The following is a 17304-nucleotide window of genomic DNA, read 5'->3' on the forward strand; positions in this document are numbered from 1 at the left end:
GATGAACCCCCAAACCACCCGCACCCCTTTTGAGCTTGCCGACCTCGATCTGCGCGCGCACTGGATGCCGTTTACCGCCAACCGCAATTTCCAGCAGGATCCGCGCCTGATCGTCGCCGGCGAGGGAAACTACCTGACCGACGCCGACGGCCGGCGGATTTTCGACAGCCTGTCCGGCCTGTGGTGCTGCGGTGCCGGCCACAGCCGCCAGGAGATCGCCGAAGCGGCCTACCGCCAGCTGTCGACGCTGGACTACTCGCCGGGTTTCCAGTTCGGCCACCCGCTGTCGTTCAAGCTGGCGCAGCGCATCGCCGGCATGGCGCCGGCCGGACTGGATCATGTGTTCTTCACCAATTCCGGATCGGAATGCGCCGACACCGCGGTGAAGATGGCGCGCGCCTACTGGCGGCTGAAGGGCCAGGCCTCCAAGACCAAGCTGATAGGCCGCGCCCGCGGCTACCATGGCGTCAACATCGCCGGCACCAGCCTCGGGGGCATCAACGGCAACCGCAAGCTGTACGGCCCGCTGATGGATGCCGACCACCTGCCGCACACGCTGCTGCCGGTCAACGCCTTCAGCCGCGGCCTGCCGGAAAACGGCGCGGAGCTGGCCGACGACCTGTTGCGGCTGATCGAGCTGCACGACGCCAGCAATATCGCCGCCGTGATCGTGGAGCCGATGGCGGGCTCCGCCGGGGTGATCGTGCCGCCGCAGGGCTATCTCAAGCGGCTGCGCGAAATCTGCGACCAGCACGGCATCCTGCTGATCTTCGATGAAGTCATCACCGGCTTCGGCCGCACCGGCGCGCTGTTCGGCGCCGACTATTTCGGCGTGACGCCGGACATCATGAACCTGGCCAAGCAGCTGACCAACGGCGCGTTGCCTATGGGCGCGGTGGTGGCCAGCGGCGAGATATACGACACCTTCATGGCGCAGCGCACGCCGGAATACGCGGTGGAGTTCACCCATGGCTACACCTATTCCGCCCATCCGGTGGCTTGCGCCGCGGCGCTGGCGGCGCTGGACCTGCTGGAAAACGAAAACCTGGTGGCGCGCGCGGCGGAACTCGCGCCGCATTTCGAGCGCGGCATCCATGGCCTGAAGGGCTTGCCGCAGGTCGCCGACATCCGCAACTGCGGCCTGGCCGGCGCCATCCAGCTGGCCGCGCGCGACGGCGACGCCATCGCGCGGCCGTTCGAGGCGGCGATGCATTTGTGGCGCAAGGGCTTCTATGTACGCTGCGGCGGCGATGCGCTGCAGTTCGGCCCGCCTTTCACCGCCACGCCGCGGGAGCTGGACAGCCTGTTCGACGCGGTAGGCGAAGCCATCCGTCAGTTGGGCTGAGCGAGCCATTCCCTGAATACCCGTTTCTGAAAGACAAGCACCATGAGCACACTGAAACATCTGATCGACGGCGAACTGCAAGGCGGCGGCAGCCGCGCCGCGCCGGTCTACAACCCTTCCACCGGCGAAATCATCCACCAACTGGCGCTGGCCGACGCCGGCACCGTGGCGCAGGCCATCGCCGCCGCCCAGCTGGCCTTCCCGGCCTGGCGCAACACTCCGGCGGCCAAGCGCGCCCAGGTCCTGTTCCGCTTCAAGCAGCTGCTGGAGCGGGACGAGCGGGAAATCGCCGCGCTGATCAGCCGGGAACACGGCAAGACGCTGGAGGACGCGGCCGGCGAACTGAAGCGCGGCATCGAGAACGTGGAGTACGCCTGCGCCGCGCCGGACATCCTCAAGGGCGAGTACAGCCGCAATGTCGGCCCCAGCATCGACGCCTGGAGCGATTCCCAGCCCTTGGGCGTGGTGGCAGGCATCACCCCGTTCAACTTCCCGGCGATGGTGCCGCTGTGGATGTACCCGCTGGCCATCGCCTGCGGCAACACCTTCATTCTCAAGCCGTCGGAGCGCGACCCCAGCTCGACGCTGCACATCGCCCGTCTGCTGCACGAAGCCGGCCTGCCCAAGGGCGTGCTCAACGTGGTGCACGGCGACAAGGAAGCGGTGAACGCGCTGCTGGCCGCGCCGGAAATCAAGGCGATCAGCTTTGTCGGCTCTACGCCGGTGGCCGAGTATATCTACGCCGAAGGCGGCAGGCGCGGCAAGCGGGTGCAGGCCTTGGGCGGCGCCAAGAACCACGCGGTGATCCTGCCGGACGCCGATCTGGACAACGCCGCCAGCGCGCTGATGGGAGCGGCCTATGGTTCCTGCGGCGAGCGCTGCATGGCCATTTCCGTGGCGGTGTGCGTAGGGGAGCAGACGGCGGACGCCTTGGTGGCGCGGCTGCTTCCCCAGATCAAGGCCTTGAAGGTGGGGCCGGGCACCTCGCCGGGCCTGGACATGGGGCCGCTGGTGACGCGCGCCCACCTGGACAAGGTAAGCGGCTATGTCGCGGACGGGGTCGCCGCCGGAGCCAAGCTGCTTGTGGACGGCCGCGGCATCCGGGTGGCGGGCCATGAGGACGGTTTCTTCCTGGGCGGCTGCCTGTTCGACCATGTCACGCCGGACATGCGCATCTACCGCGAAGAAATCTTCGGGCCGGTGCTGTGCGTGCTGCGGGTGGGCAGCCTGCAGCAGGCCATCGCGCTGATCAACGCCCACGAGTACGGCAACGGCACCTGCCTCTTCACCCGCGACGGCGAGGCGGCGCGGCGGTTCGCCGATGAGATAGAGGTGGGCATGGTGGGCATCAACGTGCCGCTGCCGGTGCCGGTGGCCTACCACAGCTTCGGCGGCTGGAAACGGTCGCTGTTCGGCGACTTGCACGCCTACGGCCCGGATGGCGTGCGCTTCTACACCCGGCGCAAGGCGGTGACCCAGCGCTGGCCGCAAAGCGCCAGCCGCGAGGCCTCGCAGTTCGCCTTCCCCAGCCTGTAAGCCTGAGACCCCGCCCGCACCGGGCGGGGCGACTTGCCTGCCAGTGTCATCTTGGGCTCCGGCGGAAGATAATCGCCAACTGTCCCTATCAGGCAAAAAACGCCAGCCGAACCGATGCCCGACGCCACCCTGAAAGATTGCGAACCCATGCAGAAACAACACTGGCCGATCCGCCGCCTGAAGCCGCAGGACATCGCGCCGGGCTGGCTGGACGGCTTCGTGCGGCGCCAGCTGGTGGACCTGGTGTACCGCGCCGCGCCCGGTGGCGGCAGGCTGGCGCTGGCGGAGCCCTTCGTCGACGACTGGTCGAATGAGGAGAGGCGCGGGCTGTGCCGGGAACTGGCGCGCATCGCCGCGCGCGGACTGGTGCTGGAGGCCAGGCTGCAAGGGCGGCTGGCCGGTTTCGCCGCCATCGCTCCCGAACGGCTGGGGCCGGAAGGCGACTATCTGCAGCTGACGGAGTTGCAGGTGGCGCGGAGCTGGCGCGGCCGGGGACTGGGCCGCGCGCTGCTGCAGGCCTGCGCCGCCGGCGGACGGGAGCTGGGCGCAGGCAGGCTGTATGTCTCCTCGCATTCTGCGATAGAAACCGTGGCGTTCTACGAGCGCTGCGGCTGCGAGCCGGCGTGCTGGCTGCATCCGGCCCAGCTGGAGCGGGAGCCGTTCGACTGGCAGATGGAACTGAATCTGGCGCGGGATTGAGCGCGGCCGCCCGGCGGCAAGGCCATGCCGGTGTGCTACGGCGGGGTGGTTCCCTGATGTCTTCCCGCGACAAGGAGCCGCCATGTCCCACACCATATGTCTGCACCGCGTGCTGCGCGCGCCGCCCGAACGGATCTACCGCGCCTTTCTCCTGCCGGCGCCTAGCTGGAGCTGGTGGCGGGCGAACGCATCCGCTACGCCAACAGCTTCGACGATCCTGATCTGTCCGGCAGCATGACCGCCACCGTCATGCTGACGCCGGCATCGTGCGGCGCCGAGCTTGGCATCGTGCAGGAGGGGATTCCCGACGCGATTCCGGCAGAGTAGTGCTAGCTGGGCTGGCAGCAGTCGCTGTGCCAGTTGGCGGCGCTGGCGGAGCCGGACATCTCGGGCTGAGGCGGGCGGGAAAAAGCCGGGCATGGCGCCCGGCTTCGTCGTTGCGCGGCGCGCTCAGTTGGCCGGCGCCCACGGGGCGCCGGCGCTGGGCACATTGCCCTGCGTCCACCACTTGGCGCAGTACTTGCCGCCCTGGTAGCTGACGCAAGCGCCGCCGGAGTAGGCCGTGCTGGCCGACCACGCTTGCAGGCCGCCGCCTTGCTGCTGCCATACCGCCGCCTGGCCCGGGGTATCGCCCTGGGTCCACCATTGCGCCTTCCAGCTGGCGCCGGCGTAGCTCACGGTATTGCCGGCGTTGTAGACCTGGCCGGCCGACCACGGCTGGCCGTTGACCGGGGCGCCGCCGCCGGTGTCGCCGCCGCCGTAGCTGGGGTCCTGGGTGACGCCGCTGCCCCAGTGGTCCTTGAAGCCCTTGAGCACATTGCTGAAGGCGTAAGGCGTCTGCACGATGCCGGAACACTGCGCGTCGACATAGTGGCCGTTGTTGGGGCAAGACTTGTCGCGGCTGATCGACCACATCGACAGCAGGCCGATGCCGTTGCTGTTGGCCATGCCGTAGAGATCGCTGGCGTTGGCCACGGTAAAGGTTTCCGGCTGGGTGTCGTTCAGGCCCACCATAGGCGTCACGCCCACCTTCTGCCACAGCTGCGCGTCGGTCAGCGTCTGGCCGTGCGCCTTGTAGGCGGCGTCCAGCTGGGTGTACAAGGCTTGCGCCGCCTGTTTGGCCGCCAAACCCATGTTCGGATTGTTCTGGCCATAGTCCATCGCCATGATGTTGACCGCGTCCAGCGCCACGCCGTTGCTCAGTGCGGAATTCAGCACGTTCTGGCCGTCCTGGGTCAGGCCGAAGGGCATGGCCGGCAGGGTCAGCGACACATGCAGCGTCTTGTTCTTGGCGCGGGCGTTTTTCTGCAGCGCCGCCACCACTTCGAAGTTGCGCTTGTTGGCGGCGGCGTCGGTCTGCGCTCCGCCCTCGATGTCGAAGTCGATGCGGCTCAGCTGATAGGTGTCCAGCACGGTCTGGTAGGCCGCCTGCAGGCTGGCGTTGCTGGCGCAGGCCTGTTGCAGCGGGGTGCCGTTGGCGCCGCCGAAGGACACCATCACTTCGCCGCCCTTGGCGCGGAAGTTGTCGATGCCGCTCTTGATGGCCGAGAGCTGCTGGTCGGCTGCGCTGCCGGGAATGGCCAGCACGCCGCCCCACGACGGCGCGCAGCCGCCCTTGGCGACGACGAAGGCCAGCGTGAATTGCTGGATGCCCTGGTTGACGCCGATCTTGTCGATCTGCGGCGTCGGCCACAGGGTGACGTCGACATAGGGGGCGAACGCGCGGGCTTGCGCGCCGGGGCTGGCAAGGGCCGCCAGCGCGGCGGCCAGGGTGGTGATAGAGGCTAGGGTTTTCATCACGAATTTCCTCCGGCGGTGCGCAGCAAGCTCGGCATGGCGGCCTGGTTTGCGCAGTGAATGGTTTATAAATTTGCCGACATTTGTCAGCAAATGCTAAATATACCCATCTGGAGTAAAAACTCAATAGAAAACAGATGCTATCTTTTGATGTGTCGCAAACCGTGCGCATCGGCTGCCGTATCGATAGATGCTGGCGGCAATCGGATGACGTTCTGGGATGGGGGGCGGGCAGAAAGACGGCAGGCGGCGCCTGCCGTCCATTCCGCTCAGTCCAGCGGCCAGGGCATGGACTTGGGCGGGGAGGGGGCGGCATCCATTTCTGCGACGGCGGGCGCGATGGCTACCGTATCGACTTCGCGCCACCACGGCGTCGCCTTGTCCGCGTGGGACGGTTCGACGGCTTCGCCCAGGCGGGGCATCAGCAATTGGACATTGCGCTGGGCGCTGAGGCTGAGCAAGGTTTCCGCCGGCTGGTCCCAGGCGTGCATCGCCAGATTGAAGGTGCCCCAGTGCACCGGCAGGAAGGCGTCGCCGCCCAGCAGGTCCAGCGCCTTCAGCGCATTGTCGGGGCCGAGGTGGATGTCGCCCCAGGCCGGGTGGTAGGCGCCGACTTCCAGCATTACCAGGTCGAACGCGCCCAGCCTGTCGCGGATGACGGCGAATTCGTCGGTGAGGCCGGTGTCGCCGCTGAAGAACACCGAGTGGCGAGGGGTGCGGATGGCCAGCGACGACCATAGCGTGGCGTTGCGGTCCTTCAGGCCGCGCCCGGAAAAGTGCTGCGACGGCGTTGCCGTTACGGTCAGGTCGGCAGTCGGGTGGCGGTAGCTTTCCCACCAGTCCAGCTCGGTGATACGCTGCGGCGCCACGCCGAAGGCCTCAAGGTGGGCGCCGACGCCCAGCGAAGTGACGAAGGGAACGTCGCGCTTGGCCAACTCGCGTATGGTCGGGTAGTCCAGGTGGTCGTAGTGGTCGTGCGAAACCAGCACCAGATCGATGGGCGGCATCTGGCGCAGTGGCACCGGCACCGGCTGGAAGCGCTTGGGCCCGGCCAGCCGGGAGGGCGAGGCGCGCGGCCCCCATACCGGATCGGTCAGCACCCGCAGGCCGTCTATCTCCAGCAATACCGTGGAATGCCCCAGCCAGGTGGCGCGCAGGCCGGAACCGGGCAGCTTGCGCCAATCGTCCAGGGGATTGTGCGCCGGCAGCGGCCCGCTTGGCACGCGGCGGTCGCCGCCGCAGAGGAAGTCGCGCAGCGAGGGCATCTGGACATTGGGGTCGCGCAGACCGGGCGCGATCGGGTGCAGATTGCGAAAGCCCTTGTCCGTCCAGAGAGGGGAGGACTTCATTCTTTCCAGGCGCAGGCCTGCGGGTTTTTTGCCAAGCGATTTCATTCCGTTCTCGCCAGTTCTCGCCGCGTGGGCGGGGTGAAAAAAGGTCAGCCGGTCCGTGACGCCGAGCCGGAATCTGTCCTCTTCAAGATCCATACTAGTTGAGGCTGATCGGGCGAGAGTCAAGTCCGTCGTCTGTTTGCCCTGCGATGCCGGTTTCCAATCTGCCGGCTTGTCGTTGGATTGCCATGAATTCCATTTGGCATTTTTATGGTGATGGCGGCGAAGAAAGACGCTGGATGATTTTCATTGCGGTGAATGGCATTCCGAATATTTTCTTTTGGGTTCGACGCGGTATTTCTAATCAAGTGTTTGTTTTTATATGTAATCCGCCGGTTTTAGCTGTCTTGCAGTGCGGGGGACGCTTGCCTACAATCAAAGCCGGATTGGAATTGCTGAATAGCCGCTGGGCATTTTTTATTGCCGAAATAATGGCGGAAGAGTCGGGTTGGCAATGGTTGTGGCTTGATTTGCATTGAGATTGAATGGCGGGGGCTATGGGCCAAATGGAAGGAATCGCATCGTGAATGCGATAGAAGAAATATTGCTGCACTTGTGCCGCAGCGAAGGGCTGCCGGATTCCGCCGTGCTGGATATGGTCGCCGTGCAAAAAAGCATGCATCCTCGAGCCAGCCTGATGTATTGGGCCGTGGTGGATTTTGCGCTACCCTCCACCGAGGAGCGCCTGTTCGTATTCGATACGCTGGAAAACAGCACTCAGCGCTTTCTGGTGGCCCACGGTCGCGGCAAGGACGCCGACGCCAACCTGATGCGCGCCAACACCTTTTCCAACGAAGCCGGTTCCGACGCCTCCTGCCTGGGCGTGTGCCGGGCTTCGGAGACCTATTTCGGCAGCCAGGGTCTGTCGCTGTGGCTGGATGGACTGGAGCGCGGCAACGCCAATATGAGGCCGCGCAATATCGTCATGCATGGCGCGCCCTATGTTTCGCAGCAGTATATCCGCGAGCACGGCATATTGGGCCGCTCGGACGGCAGCCTGGCAGTGGACTTGCAGTACAGCACCGGGCTGATCAATATGTTGCAGGGCGGCTCCTATATCAACTGCATCTGCTCCCACCACTGAACTCCGCCTTGCTCCGGACAAAAAGGCCCTGGAAGTTTTCCAGGGCCTTTTCGCAGCCAGGCCTCAGTTGAGTCGTTCCAGGCTGTAATTGGCCGGCTCCCAGGCAAAAGCGTCGGCGTCGCTGCGCACGTGGCCGATGCCAGGGAAGGCGATGTGCGCGGCGGCCACCCAGTAGCCGTGGGCGGCGGCATCGGCAAAGGCCTTGCGCCGCTGTTCGATTGCGCTTGCGGAGTCGACGTCGAAATCGATGGCGATTTCCGGATGCGCGAACTGCGCCTGCTGGGCGTGCACGGCGTCGCCCCAGAACTGCATGCGGGCGCCGTCGCTGCTCGCCTCGTAGAAGACATGGCCCGGGGTGTGGCCGGGGGTGGCGATGGCGCGGATGCCGGGGAACAGCTCGACGCCAGGCTCGAAGGTTTTCACCTTGCCGGCCGCCAGGTAGGGCGCCAGCGAAGCCTGCGCCTGGTCGAAGCCCTGGCGCTGGTCGAAGCCGGACGCGCGCGGTCCGTCCACTTTGGCCTTGTTGGCCGGATTCAGCCAGAAGTCGGCCTCGTTCCGGCTCAGATAGATGTCGGCGTTGGGGAACATCCGCTTGCCGGCCGCGGAGAGGCCGCCGGAATGGTCGAGGTGGACATGGGTGAGCAGCACCGCGTCGATGTCTTCGGGACGGTAGCCGGCGGCGCGGAGGTTTTGCTGCAGCCGGCCGGCTACGTTGGCGCCGAACAGCTGGCCGGCGCCGCTGTCCATCAGCAGCAGTTTGCCGCCGGTATTGATCAGGAAGGTGTTGATCGAGGTTTCCGCCTGGTCCGGCTTTTGGAAGCCGTTTTCCAGCAGGCGGCGGATTTGTTGCGGTTCCTCGCCGCTGAGCAGCTTGTCCAGCGCGACTTTCACCGTGCCGTCCGAGACGGCGGTGACCTCGAATTGGCCCAGCATCATCCGGTAATAGCCGGGCGCCTGGACGCGAACTTGCGGCGCCGCCGCGTAACTGGGGAAGGCGGGCAGCAGCGTGGTGGTGGCGGTAGCCAGGGCCAGCGCCAGGCTGGCGGCGAGGGTTTGCATTTTTCGGCTGAGTTTCATGATGGCTCCTGTCTGGTATGTCTGCGGCGATTTGCCGCTGGGCTTGACTGTATGTTCCAATACACGGTCATATCGTTCAAATCGATTGGAAAGATAATGACTATCAGCGAAAGAGATTTCAGGGGGGTCGATCTCAATCTGTTGGTGGCCTTTTTGGTGTTGATGCGCGAGCGCAGCGTCTCGCGCGCCGCCGAGCAGCTTTACCTCGGGCAGCCGGCGGTGAGCGGCGCGCTGGCGCGGTTGCGCAACCTGTTCGACGACGAGCTGCTGGTGCGCACCGCAGGCGGCATGGAGCCCACCGTCAGAGCCTTGCAGCTGGAGGCCAGCCTGCTGCCAGCCCTGCAGGGCGTGCAAGCCGCGCTGTTCCAGCCGGCCGGATTCGATCCGGCCCACGCCGAGCGCACCTTCACGCTGGCGATGCCGGACTGGGTGGAAATCTGGCTGATGCCGCGGGTGTTCGCCGAACTGCGCCGCCAGGCGCCGGGGATGCGCATCGCGGTCAAGGCTACCGACCCCTTCCAGGGCGCGGCCATGCTGGAGCGGCATGAAATGGAGCTGGGCATCGCCACGCTGCTGGCCGAGCCGGGTTGGATGCGCAGCCAGCCGCTGGCAAGAATGGGCTTCAGCTGCGTGCACCACGCGGCGCAGTTGCGGTTTGACGGCGGACTGTCGCTACCGGACTACATTGCGCATCCCCATCTGCTGGTCACCTACCGCGGCGCCTTCCAGAGCGGCATCGACCAGTTGCTGGCGGAACAGGGCCTGCAGCGGCGGGTGCAGTACACCACGCAGCAATTCAGCGCCTTGCCCAGCCTGCTGCGCGAAGTGCCGGCGCTGGCTACGGTGCCGGCCGCGCTAGCCAGACATTGGGCCGATTGCCAGAGTTTGCGCGCCTACCCGCTGCCGCTGCCGGTTCCGACTTTTGAAATCGCCATGTTCTGGCATGCGGCCAAGGACCGCGATCCGGCGCTGGAATGGCTGCGCGGGGTGATTGCCGGGTTGGCCTTGGAGATGGGGGCTTGAGGAGAGGCGGCTGTCGCGAGGACATGCCGGTTCCGGCGGCGCGGCCGGCGCGGCGCGGGTAACCTGCTCTCCTAAGGGGCGCGGCCCGCCGGCCTGTTCCGCGGCCGCGCTCTGGAAGTTCAAGGCACGCGGCGCGTCATTCTGCTAGAACGGGATATTGAGCCAGAAAACCGGGGGATGCGGATGGCGACAATCAATAATCTGGATCTGCTACCGGACAACTTGCCGGCACCGCGCGACGATGGCGCCGCCGATCATCTGCGGGCCCGCTCGTTGCCGCCGCTGGCGCTGCCGGCTACCGACGGCAGCATGGTCGATCTTTCCGCATTGTCAGGGCGCAGCGTGGTGTTCATCTACCCACGAACCGGGCAACCCGGCGTTCCAGCCTTGGTGGAATATTGGAACGAGATCGCCGGCGCGCGCGGCTGCACGCCGCAGACCAAGGGCTACCAGGCGCTGGCCGGGGAGTTTCAGGCGCTCGGTTGCCGCATTTTTGGCCTGTCCACCCAGAGCCGCGCATATCAGCAGGAATTGGTTGCCCGGCTGGGGTTGCCGTTTCCCATTCTCAGCGACGAGCGCTTGCAGCTGGCGCGCGCGTTGTCGCTGCCCACGCTGGAAGTGGCCGGACAGACGCTGCTCAAGCGCATGAGCTGGCTGGTGCAGGATGGCCGCATTGTCCGCGTCCGTTACCCGGTGTTTCCGCCGGACGGCAACGCAGCCGAAATGCTGGCTTGGCTCCGCCAGGAGCCGGCGTAGCTATTCATGCCGCATATGTCCGCCGCGCGCTAGCAGGCGGCTTGCGGCCGAAGCGTGAACAACTCGTCGAAAATGGCGCGGAAGGCGGCCGCCGCGCAACGGGCGCCGCGCAGCGCTCCCAGCACGAACTCGCCGTCGGGCGGGCCTTGCTCGCGCAGCCAGCGCGCCAGCATGATTTCCTCATGTCCCAGCCGGTAGTCCAGCTGCGCGTGGCGGCATACTGCGTCGAAGCCCGGTGCCGCAAAAGGATACAACTGCGCGAAACCGGCGAACTGCCGTCGCAACGCTGCGGCGTCGCGTATGGTGGCCGGGGCGTGGAAGATGCCGTAGCAACCCAGATAGGCTGCCGGCCAACGACTGAGCGACACCATTAGCGCAATCAGCCGCCGAGTGCTGGCCAGCGCCGGGGCGTCCACCGCCTGGCAGCCCGGCGCGCCGCAGCGACGCAGGCCGTCGGCAATCATCGCCGCATGGCCTTGTTCCTCCTGGTAATGCCGCAGCAGGTGGGGACGCAAGGCCGGCAGTTGGCAGTTTTCGCAGGCGCAGCGGTTGTGCAGGTCGGCGCCGGCGGTGCGGTGGTAAAGCTGGCCGAGAAAGCCGAACACCTCGCCGGCGGTAGCCTGGCCGGCCATAAAGCGCGGCCAGAACGGCGAAGCGAAAACGCCCAGCGCCCAGCTGTCGCACAAGGCAAGGAAGCCATCGAGAAAGCCGTCTACGCCTTCTGGACGGGCCGGAAGCGAATGCAGCGCGTCGCATTGCTGCAGCCGTTGTTGCAGTAGGCGGGGCAAGCCGCTGTCGACCGCGGCCATGCCGTTCTCCAGCGATGCCAGCGCAAGGTCGAGAGCCGCTGGGGCGTCGGCTATGCTCAACCGCCATTGCGGGGTGTCAATCACCAGCGAGCGGGCCTGGCGGCGGTATCCGACGTGGGGTCCCAGTATCCAGACAGATGCCATCTTATCCGGTTCCCCCCGCGCCAAGGCGCGGCAATGCGTAGCCATCCAGCGGCAGGCTAAAGGTTTTCAGCTCGCTGTATTGCTCCATGCTCCAGCGTCCGCCTACCCGTCCCAGGCCGCTGGCGCCGCGGCCGCCGAACGGCGCGCGCACATCGCGGATGACCGGGCTGTTGACCGCGACCACGCCGGTGCGCAGCTGGCGCGCCAGGCGCAGCCCCTTGGCGGCGTCGGCGCACCATACCGTAGCGGCCAGGCCGTAGTCGCTGGCGTTGGCCAGCGCTACCGCCTGTTCGGCCGTGCGGAACGACGTAACGGCCACCACCGGGCCGAAGACTTCCTGGCGGAACAGGCTCATTTGGGGGGCGACGCCGTCGAGCACCGCCGGTTGCAGATAGCTTCCATCCAGATCCTTGGGGCGCAGGCCGCCGCAGAGCAGGCGGCCGCCCTCTTGTCGCGCGGTTTCCAGATGGCGTTCTATCGTCCACAAATGGGCTTCGTCTATCATCGGGCCGATTTCGCTCAAGGGATCGCAGGGGTCGCCGATGCGCAAACGGCGCACGCGCGCGACGAAGCGGTCGAGGAAGGCGTCCTTGATGTCCTGTTGCAGCAGCAAGCGAGAACCTGCGGTGCAGACTTCGCCGTTGCTGGCAAACGCGGCCAGCATCGCGCCGTCCACCGCAGCGTCCAGATCGGCGTCGGCCAGCACGATGGTCGGGGATTTGCCGCCCAGTTCGTACAGCGTGCGCCGGAATGCGCTGACAGGCTGCGCGGCGATGTCCCGGGCGGCGTCGGCGCCGCCGACGAAGCACAATCCGTCCAGTTGCGGGTTGCGCGCCAGCGCTTGGCCGGTGGGGGAGCCGGGGCCATGGATGATGTTGACCACGCCGGCGGGGAAGTCCAGCGCGGCGATCAACTCGGCCAGCAGCGATAGGGTGAAGGGTGCGCGCTCCGAGCTCTTGAGCACCACGGTGTTGCCCATGGCCAGCGCCGCCGCCAGATTGATGGTGGCGACGGCCAGCGGCGCGTTCCATGGCGCCAGGATGGCGACGACGCCCAAGGGTTCGCGCTGCACGATCTGCCAGTAGGCATTGTCCATCGCGAAGCATTCGCCGGCCAGCCGCTGGCATTCCGCGGCGAAATAGCGGCAGTGCGCGATGGCGCGCGGCAGGTGCCCTTGCGAGGTCATGCTCAGCAGCATGCCGGTGTCGGCGGTTTCCGCGCGCGATAGCGCATCGAGATTGGCTTCTAGCTGGTCGGCCAGGGACAGCAGCAGGTCGGCGCGGTGGGCGGCGGGCAGGCCGCTCCAGCGGCCATCGTCGAAAGCGTTGCGGGCGGCGGCGACGGCAGCGGCCACTCGCGCGGCGTCCGCCGCCGGCGCCAGCCCCAGCAGGGCGCCGCCGGCCGGATTGTAAGTGGCGAACAGTTGCGGCTGTTGTTGCGGCGATAAGGCGCCGTCTATCAGTTCGGCAAGTATGCGTTCGCTCATGGCGGAGTTCCTTTGACGGGGCCTGGGTCGAATTGCGGGGGTGGGCGGTTACTGCATGGCGTTGTGGCAAGCGTTGAGGGTGAAGGCGGGGATGCCGCGCAGGTGTTCGAAGGCGCGGGAAAAGGCATTCGCGGCTTCGTCCAGACTGGCGCGCGAGTGCCGCGCCGACAGCCAGCCGTGGTTGGCGTGGCAGTCCACGCCTTCCAGCAGCAGGGCCATGCGCAGCAGCCGGTGTTGCGGCGCATGCTGCGCCGCCAACTGCACCATGGCGGCGCCGGGTGAGATGGACAGGTCCCTGGCGCGGGCGCCTATCACCAGGTGGAAGATCGAGCTTTGCGCGTAGGCGCCGACATCCACTCCCGCCGCTTCGGCGGCGGCGTTGATCGACCGGGTCAGGTCTGCGGCGGCCTGGTTGGCCCGCGTTAGCGGCTCGCCGTCGCCGATCAGCTCCAGTGTGGCCAGCGCGGCCGCCGCGGTGATCGGGCAGCCGTTGAAGGTGCCGCTGTGTATCAGCCGGCGGCTGTCGAATACAGACATCAGTTCGGCGCTGCCGCCGACCAGCGCGCCGGGCATGCCGCCGGCGGCGATTTTCGCCAGCAAGGTCAGGTCGGGGCGCACCCGGCTCATGGCCTGCACGCCGCCCAGATGGTAGCGGAAGCCGCTGATGACTTCGTCGAAAATAAGCAGGCTGCCATAACGGTCGCACAGAGCGCGCAGCGCGGACAGGTGTTCGGCTGACCAGGCCAGGCTGCCGGAGCTGCCGCCGCCAGGCTCCAATATCAGCGCCGCCACGTCGCCCACTGCCAATTCCTCCTCCGTCGCGGCCAGATCCAGCGGAGGAGCAATGCCGACGTGGTCTTCCACCCCAGGATTGAAGCCGGCCGCGGCGGCCGGCAGCATGTGAGCCAGGCAGTCGTCGAACCAGCCGTGGAAGTGGCCGTCGACCCGGACGATGCGGCTGCGGCCGGTGGCGACCCGCGCGACCCTCAGCGCCAACTGCGCGGCCTCGGATCCGGAAGCGGTGAAGCGCACCTGTTCGCAGGAGGGGAAATAATCGCGTATGCGTTCCGCCCAGGCGAAATGCAGGCGGTGGACGCCGCCCAGGTGCTGTCCCTGCTCCATCTGCCGGGAGACGGCGGCAACCACCGCCGGGTGGGCGTTGCCAAACAGCAGGGCGCCGTGGCCCATCCACAGGTCCAGATAGCGTCGGCCGTCCACATCCCATTTGTAGATGTCCCGCGCGCGCTCGAACACTACCGGATATGGCTCCAGCCGCCAGCTGTCATGGCCGCTGCCGCCGGCCAGCGGGTTGCCGCCAGCGCGCCAGACCCGGCCGTCCGGCCGGGCGCGGCGATAGCGTTCCAGCAGCGCCTGTTCCGCCTCGCTTGTCTGGCTCATAGCAACCCTTCCAGTTGCAGCGCGCGGCGCGGGGCGAAGCCCTCGGCGTGGCCGTAGTAGCTGAAGATGCCTTCGAAGAACAGGATGAACGACTCGGCGACGCCGCGCATCACGCTGCGGACGCGCCGCAGTTGAACGGGCGAGAGCAGCGGCGCCTCGCGGCACAGCCGCATGAACACCGTGCTGTCATGGCCCAGCGCCACGTCCAGGCTGGCATGACGCTGAAAGGCGTCGAACATGCCGGCCGCGTATGGATAGCACGCGCGGAGCCGGCTGTAGAATTCGTCCAGCACCGCCAGCGACTGCGGCGCCAGTCCCGGCTGCATGATCGCGAAGCTGGCGGTGTAGGCCAGTTCGCCTTCGTAGGCGTATTCGACCAGCTGGTTGATCAGCGCGCGGGTATGGGGCAGCGGCGGAGCGGCCTGGATCGAGGCCGGGTCGAGATGGCAGCGCGCCAAACCCTCCAGGAAGATGCCGCCGTGGCTCATCTCCTCGACGTAATGGCTGGCGATCGGATTGCGCAGTTGGCGCATTTCGCGAGTGTGGGCCACGCCGAGCGGCATGTAATCGTTGGCAGCATCGACGAAATGATAAAACTCGACTCCCCAGCCCAGAATTTGCGATGGGCTGCATGCGCCGGACAATACGCTGTCCCAGAACGGTTGCTCGAAGATTGGCTTGGCCCAGAAGCGCGCTTCCGCCTGCAAGGCGGCGGCGAGCTCGGCGTGACTGGCGGCGGCGGCGGCGCGCTCAAGGTCGAGCAGCAAGTCGGATTCCAGCAGCGCCTGCAATGCCGGCTCCAGCAATTGGCTAGTGTGAATGCCTTGCTGTGTAAGCAGCTCGGCCGGGCAGCCGGGCTGGCGCAGCGCTTGAATCACCGCAGCGATCTGCGGCGCCAGCAGGCTTTCCAGCAGAATCTCCTCCTCGCGGCAGGAAATCAGCACGCTAGTGTCCGCGGGCAGCGCCCGGCAGATGGGCGACAGCAAGTAACGGCGCTGGGTGATCGTCATGCCCTTCCCCTGTATATGCGCAGCGCCCGCAACGGAAAGGCGTCGGCGGATTGGTAGAACTTGAGGATGTCGTCCGACCACATTTCCAGCGTCTCGACCAGCGCGTAGGCATCGCGCAGCGCGGCCAGAGCGCGTTCCAGCGGAATCGGCCCGGTCAGCCGCACCACTTTTTCCACAAAATCTCCATGGCCGTAATCCTCGTCCAGCAGCGCGTGGTCGGCCATCGGCTGCACCGCCGCTCGCTGGTCGCCGTCATAAAACCGGGCAATCTGGTCGAAGAACAGGTGTGCGGCTTCACGGTCGCGTCCGGTAGACTCCAGAAATCCCGAGCAGGCGGCATAGCGCAGGCAGTCGCGCCGCGCCGCCGCCCGCATCAGGTTCTGGATGGCGCGGGTGGAAGGCAGTGGTTGCAGCTGCGCCCGCAGCTCGGGACCGATATCCAGCGCATCCAGCGAATGTTCGAAGAAGGCGTAGTGATCCCATTCCTCGATGAAGTGCTGGGAGAAAATGGCGCGGATGGCGCGGTTCTCGGTGTGGGCGATCGCCATCGGTAGCCTGTCCATCACATTCTCGATGAAGAACCAGGACTCGATGACCCAGCCGATGAATACCGGCCGTGGCAGGCTGCCCGCAGTGAGGCCCCGCCACAATGGGTGGGAGAACAGCCGGGGCTTCCAGTGGGAGTACAGGCGGCGGCAGGCGGCGGCGAAAGCTTGCGGTTCTACGGCGGAGTCGACGCGCGCGCGGCCCTGATGCAGCGCGCCCAGCTCGGTCAGCTGGTCGACGATGGCGCGCAGCGTGTCAGCCGCCAGGCCGCTGATCCTGCCGGCAGTGTGGATGTCGGTCAGCCCGTTCAGCGAGGCCATCGCCTGCTGTAGCCGGGCGGGAGAAGACCCGGACAGGGTGAACACGGTGTCTTCGATTTCCACTTCCAGCGCCTGGCCGACGATGTTCAGCCGCGCATCGGCGCGCAGCAGCGGCAGTTCAGTGGTTGACATGATGGTTCCCGGCAAGTTGGCTTGGCAAGAAGAGGAAGCAGGCGGGCAAGCGGACTGCCCGCCCACCCGCGCGGCCGACTTACTTGACAATCACGCCAACAACCGAGAGCGCGCTGGTTGGCCGCTTCTTGCTCACCTGAACGGTGATCTCGTTACCCAGTTTTTCCGGATCGCTTTCCACGATCCGAACATGGCTGGAGGTTCCCTTGGGGACGTGGATCAGGACTTCTTTTTCGTCCAGAGGCTTGCGTACGGGGTCTGTCATGGCAACTCCTTTGAAAAAGGCTATGTTGCGGAAGAACGGCTAAGCCGTGGGTGAATCGGGCGGGAGGTTCGTTTGCATTTGGCATGCGAGCCCGCCGGGCGCTGCTACTGCAATTAAGTGATAGAGGTGGGGCGAAAAATGTCAAGGGAATTAATTTGTAATCATTTGGATGGTAATTGGCTGGGATTTTGCCCCGACCGCGGCGCGGGTCTGCCGGATCGGCGCAGACCATGCCGCCGATTGATCCTGAGGCCGGCGATTCCCGCGCCGCCCATCCAGTGGGGAATCCAGATGCCACGCGTCGCGGACCCCACTACAGCGTGTGGCTGGAGGGCTGTCGCCAAACCGCGCGGCATGACGTGAAGCGTCTGGGGGGATGGCCCTGGGGCCTTCAAGGCCAAGACCAGGGCGAAGGCGGGCTCGGTGATTTTGCGACGTCATGCTGGTAATTAAGACAGTTTTTCATGTCGAGCTGCCTGAGCGCAG

Annotated in this window: 17 protein-coding genes; 8 read left to right on the top strand and 9 right to left on the bottom strand. The window is 66.3% G+C overall.

Annotation, left to right across the window (positions count from 1 at the left end):
* Position 1 precedes the first annotated feature (1 nt).
* The 4 genes from aptA to BI347_RS24600 all read left to right on the top strand — a co-directional run bounded on the left by aptA (position 2) and on the right by BI347_RS24600 (position 3907).
* Positions 2 to 1345, top strand: coding sequence for an omega-aminotransferase AptA (gene aptA / locus BI347_RS12905; RefSeq protein ID WP_071116019.1), 1344 nt, complete (start codon positions 2 to 4; stop codon positions 1343 to 1345).
* A 42-nt stretch (positions 1346 to 1387) separates the two neighbouring features.
* Entirely contained in the window at positions 1388 to 2881 is a 1494-nt protein-coding gene (locus BI347_RS12910; RefSeq protein ID WP_071116020.1) for a CoA-acylating methylmalonate-semialdehyde dehydrogenase, read from the top strand.
* Between the two features lie 114 nt (positions 2882 to 2995).
* Positions 2996 to 3580: a GNAT family N-acetyltransferase gene (locus BI347_RS12915; RefSeq protein ID WP_083338860.1), complete on the top strand. Its 585-nt coding sequence runs from the start codon at positions 2996 to 2998 to the stop codon at positions 3578 to 3580.
* A gap of 174 nt (positions 3581 to 3754) precedes the next feature.
* The gene (locus BI347_RS24600) at positions 3755 to 3907 is read left to right on the top strand and encodes an SRPBCC family protein (protein ID WP_239690876.1); all 153 of its coding nucleotides are present in this window, start codon (positions 3755 to 3757) and stop codon (positions 3905 to 3907) included.
* 123 nt (positions 3908 to 4030) lie between these two features.
* On the opposite strand, the gene BI347_RS12925 is transcribed toward BI347_RS24600, so the two are convergent.
* Both BI347_RS12925 and BI347_RS12930 read right to left on the bottom strand, forming a co-directional pair.
* On the bottom strand, positions 4031 to 5377 hold the full coding sequence (locus BI347_RS12925; protein WP_071116021.1) for a chitinase: 1347 nt from the start codon (positions 5375 to 5377) through the stop codon (positions 4031 to 4033).
* A gap of 269 nt (positions 5378 to 5646) precedes the next feature.
* Positions 5647 to 6726 carry an MBL fold metallo-hydrolase gene (locus BI347_RS12930; protein WP_239690877.1) on the bottom strand — a complete coding sequence of 360 codons (1080 nt, stop codon included), beginning with the start codon at positions 6724 to 6726 and terminating at the stop codon, positions 5647 to 5649.
* Between the two features lie 230 nt (positions 6727 to 6956).
* On the opposite strand from BI347_RS12930, the gene BI347_RS23585 reads away from it, so the two are divergent.
* Positions 6957 to 7247 carry a hypothetical protein gene (locus BI347_RS23585; protein ID WP_139167107.1) on the top strand — a complete coding sequence of 97 codons (291 nt, stop codon included), beginning with the start codon at positions 6957 to 6959 and terminating at the stop codon, positions 7245 to 7247.
* 44 nt (positions 7248 to 7291) lie between these two features.
* Complete coding sequence (locus BI347_RS12935; protein ID WP_071114839.1) at positions 7292 to 7852, top strand: murein L,D-transpeptidase catalytic domain-containing protein; 561 nt, start codon at positions 7292 to 7294, stop codon at positions 7850 to 7852.
* 63 nt (positions 7853 to 7915) lie between these two features.
* Here the strand turns inward: BI347_RS12935 and BI347_RS12940 are convergent, their stop codons facing one another.
* Positions 7916 to 8929 (bottom strand): MBL fold metallo-hydrolase, encoded by a 1014-nt coding sequence (locus BI347_RS12940; protein WP_071116023.1) that lies wholly within the window; start codon positions 8927 to 8929, stop codon positions 7916 to 7918.
* 96 nt (positions 8930 to 9025) lie between these two features.
* On the opposite strand from BI347_RS12940, the gene BI347_RS12945 reads away from it, so the two are divergent.
* Complete coding sequence (locus BI347_RS12945) at positions 9026 to 9952, top strand: LysR family transcriptional regulator (RefSeq protein WP_071116024.1); 927 nt, start codon at positions 9026 to 9028, stop codon at positions 9950 to 9952.
* A gap of 183 nt (positions 9953 to 10135) precedes the next feature.
* On the top strand, positions 10136 to 10708 hold the full coding sequence (locus tag BI347_RS12950) for a peroxiredoxin (protein ID WP_071114880.1): 573 nt from the start codon (positions 10136 to 10138) through the stop codon (positions 10706 to 10708).
* Between the two features lie 29 nt (positions 10709 to 10737).
* Here BI347_RS12950 and BI347_RS12955 read toward each other — a convergent pair whose 3' ends face one another.
* The 6 genes from BI347_RS12955 to BI347_RS23590 all read right to left on the bottom strand — a co-directional run bounded on the left by BI347_RS12955 (position 10738) and on the right by BI347_RS23590 (position 16818).
* Positions 10738 to 11661, bottom strand: a complete 924-nt coding sequence (locus tag BI347_RS12955) for a hypothetical protein (RefSeq protein WP_071116025.1) — start codon at positions 11659 to 11661, stop codon at positions 10738 to 10740.
* Position 11662: 1 nt separating this feature from the next.
* A complete protein-coding gene (locus tag BI347_RS12960) occupies positions 11663 to 13147 on the bottom strand; it encodes an aldehyde dehydrogenase family protein (protein WP_071114843.1) in 1485 nt (494 codons plus the stop codon).
* A 48-nt stretch (positions 13148 to 13195) separates the two neighbouring features.
* Positions 13196 to 14545: an aspartate aminotransferase family protein gene (locus BI347_RS12965; protein ID WP_071116026.1), complete on the bottom strand. Its 1350-nt coding sequence runs from the start codon at positions 14543 to 14545 to the stop codon at positions 13196 to 13198.
* Positions 14542 to 15555, bottom strand: coding sequence for an iron-containing redox enzyme family protein (locus BI347_RS12970; RefSeq protein ID WP_071116027.1), 1014 nt, complete (start codon positions 15553 to 15555; stop codon positions 14542 to 14544). The genes BI347_RS12965 and BI347_RS12970 overlap by 4 nt, the downstream gene beginning before the upstream one ends.
* Positions 15552 to 16553, bottom strand: coding sequence for a thiaminase II/PqqC family protein (locus tag BI347_RS12975; RefSeq protein ID WP_071116028.1), 1002 nt, complete (start codon positions 16551 to 16553; stop codon positions 15552 to 15554). The genes BI347_RS12970 and BI347_RS12975 overlap by 4 nt, the downstream gene beginning before the upstream one ends.
* Positions 16554 to 16632: 79 nt before the next feature.
* Positions 16633 to 16818, bottom strand: coding sequence for a hypothetical protein (locus BI347_RS23590; protein WP_139167108.1), 186 nt, complete (start codon positions 16816 to 16818; stop codon positions 16633 to 16635).
* Positions 16819 to 17304 lie beyond the last annotated feature (486 nt).

This window comes from Chromobacterium sphagni (genome assembly GCF_001855575.1).
GTDB lineage: Bacteria > Pseudomonadota > Gammaproteobacteria > Burkholderiales > Chromobacteriaceae > Chromobacterium > Chromobacterium sphagni.

Excerpts from the sequence above, each read along its gene's own strand:
- BI347_RS12940 (WP_071116023.1), bottom strand. The coding sequence starts at position 8,929 with ATGAAACTCAGCCGAAAAATGCAAACCCTCGCCGCCAGCCTGGCGCTG.
- BI347_RS12960 (WP_071114843.1), bottom strand. The coding sequence starts at position 13,147 with ATGAGCGAACGCATACTTGCCGAACTGATAGACGGCGCCTTATCGCCG.
- BI347_RS12915 (WP_083338860.1), top strand. The coding sequence starts at position 2,996 with ATGCCCGACGCCACCCTGAAAGATTGCGAACCCATGCAGAAACAACAC.
- aptA (WP_071116019.1), top strand. The coding sequence starts at position 2 with ATGAACCCCCAAACCACCCGCACCCCTTTTGAGCTTGCCGACCTCGAT.
- BI347_RS12950 (WP_071114880.1), top strand. The coding sequence starts at position 10,136 with ATGGCGACAATCAATAATCTGGATCTGCTACCGGACAACTTGCCGGCA.
- BI347_RS12970 (WP_071116027.1), bottom strand. The coding sequence starts at position 15,555 with ATGACGATCACCCAGCGCCGTTACTTGCTGTCGCCCATCTGCCGGGCG.
- BI347_RS12975 (WP_071116028.1), bottom strand. The coding sequence starts at position 16,553 with ATGTCAACCACTGAACTGCCGCTGCTGCGCGCCGATGCGCGGCTGAAC.
- BI347_RS23590 (WP_139167108.1), bottom strand. The coding sequence starts at position 16,818 with ATGACAGACCCCGTACGCAAGCCTCTGGACGAAAAAGAAGTCCTGATC.
- BI347_RS12910 (WP_071116020.1), top strand. The coding sequence starts at position 1,388 with ATGAGCACACTGAAACATCTGATCGACGGCGAACTGCAAGGCGGCGGC.
- BI347_RS12930 (WP_239690877.1), bottom strand. The coding sequence starts at position 6,726 with ATGAAGTCCTCCCCTCTCTGGACGGACAAGGGCTTTCGCAATCTGCAC.
- BI347_RS12945 (WP_071116024.1), top strand. The coding sequence starts at position 9,026 with ATGACTATCAGCGAAAGAGATTTCAGGGGGGTCGATCTCAATCTGTTG.
- BI347_RS12955 (WP_071116025.1), bottom strand. The coding sequence starts at position 11,661 with ATGGCATCTGTCTGGATACTGGGACCCCACGTCGGATACCGCCGCCAG.
- BI347_RS12925 (WP_071116021.1), bottom strand. The coding sequence starts at position 5,377 with ATGAAAACCCTAGCCTCTATCACCACCCTGGCCGCCGCGCTGGCGGCC.
- BI347_RS12965 (WP_071116026.1), bottom strand. The coding sequence starts at position 14,545 with ATGAGCCAGACAAGCGAGGCGGAACAGGCGCTGCTGGAACGCTATCGC.
- BI347_RS23585 (WP_139167107.1), top strand. The coding sequence starts at position 6,957 with ATGAATTCCATTTGGCATTTTTATGGTGATGGCGGCGAAGAAAGACGC.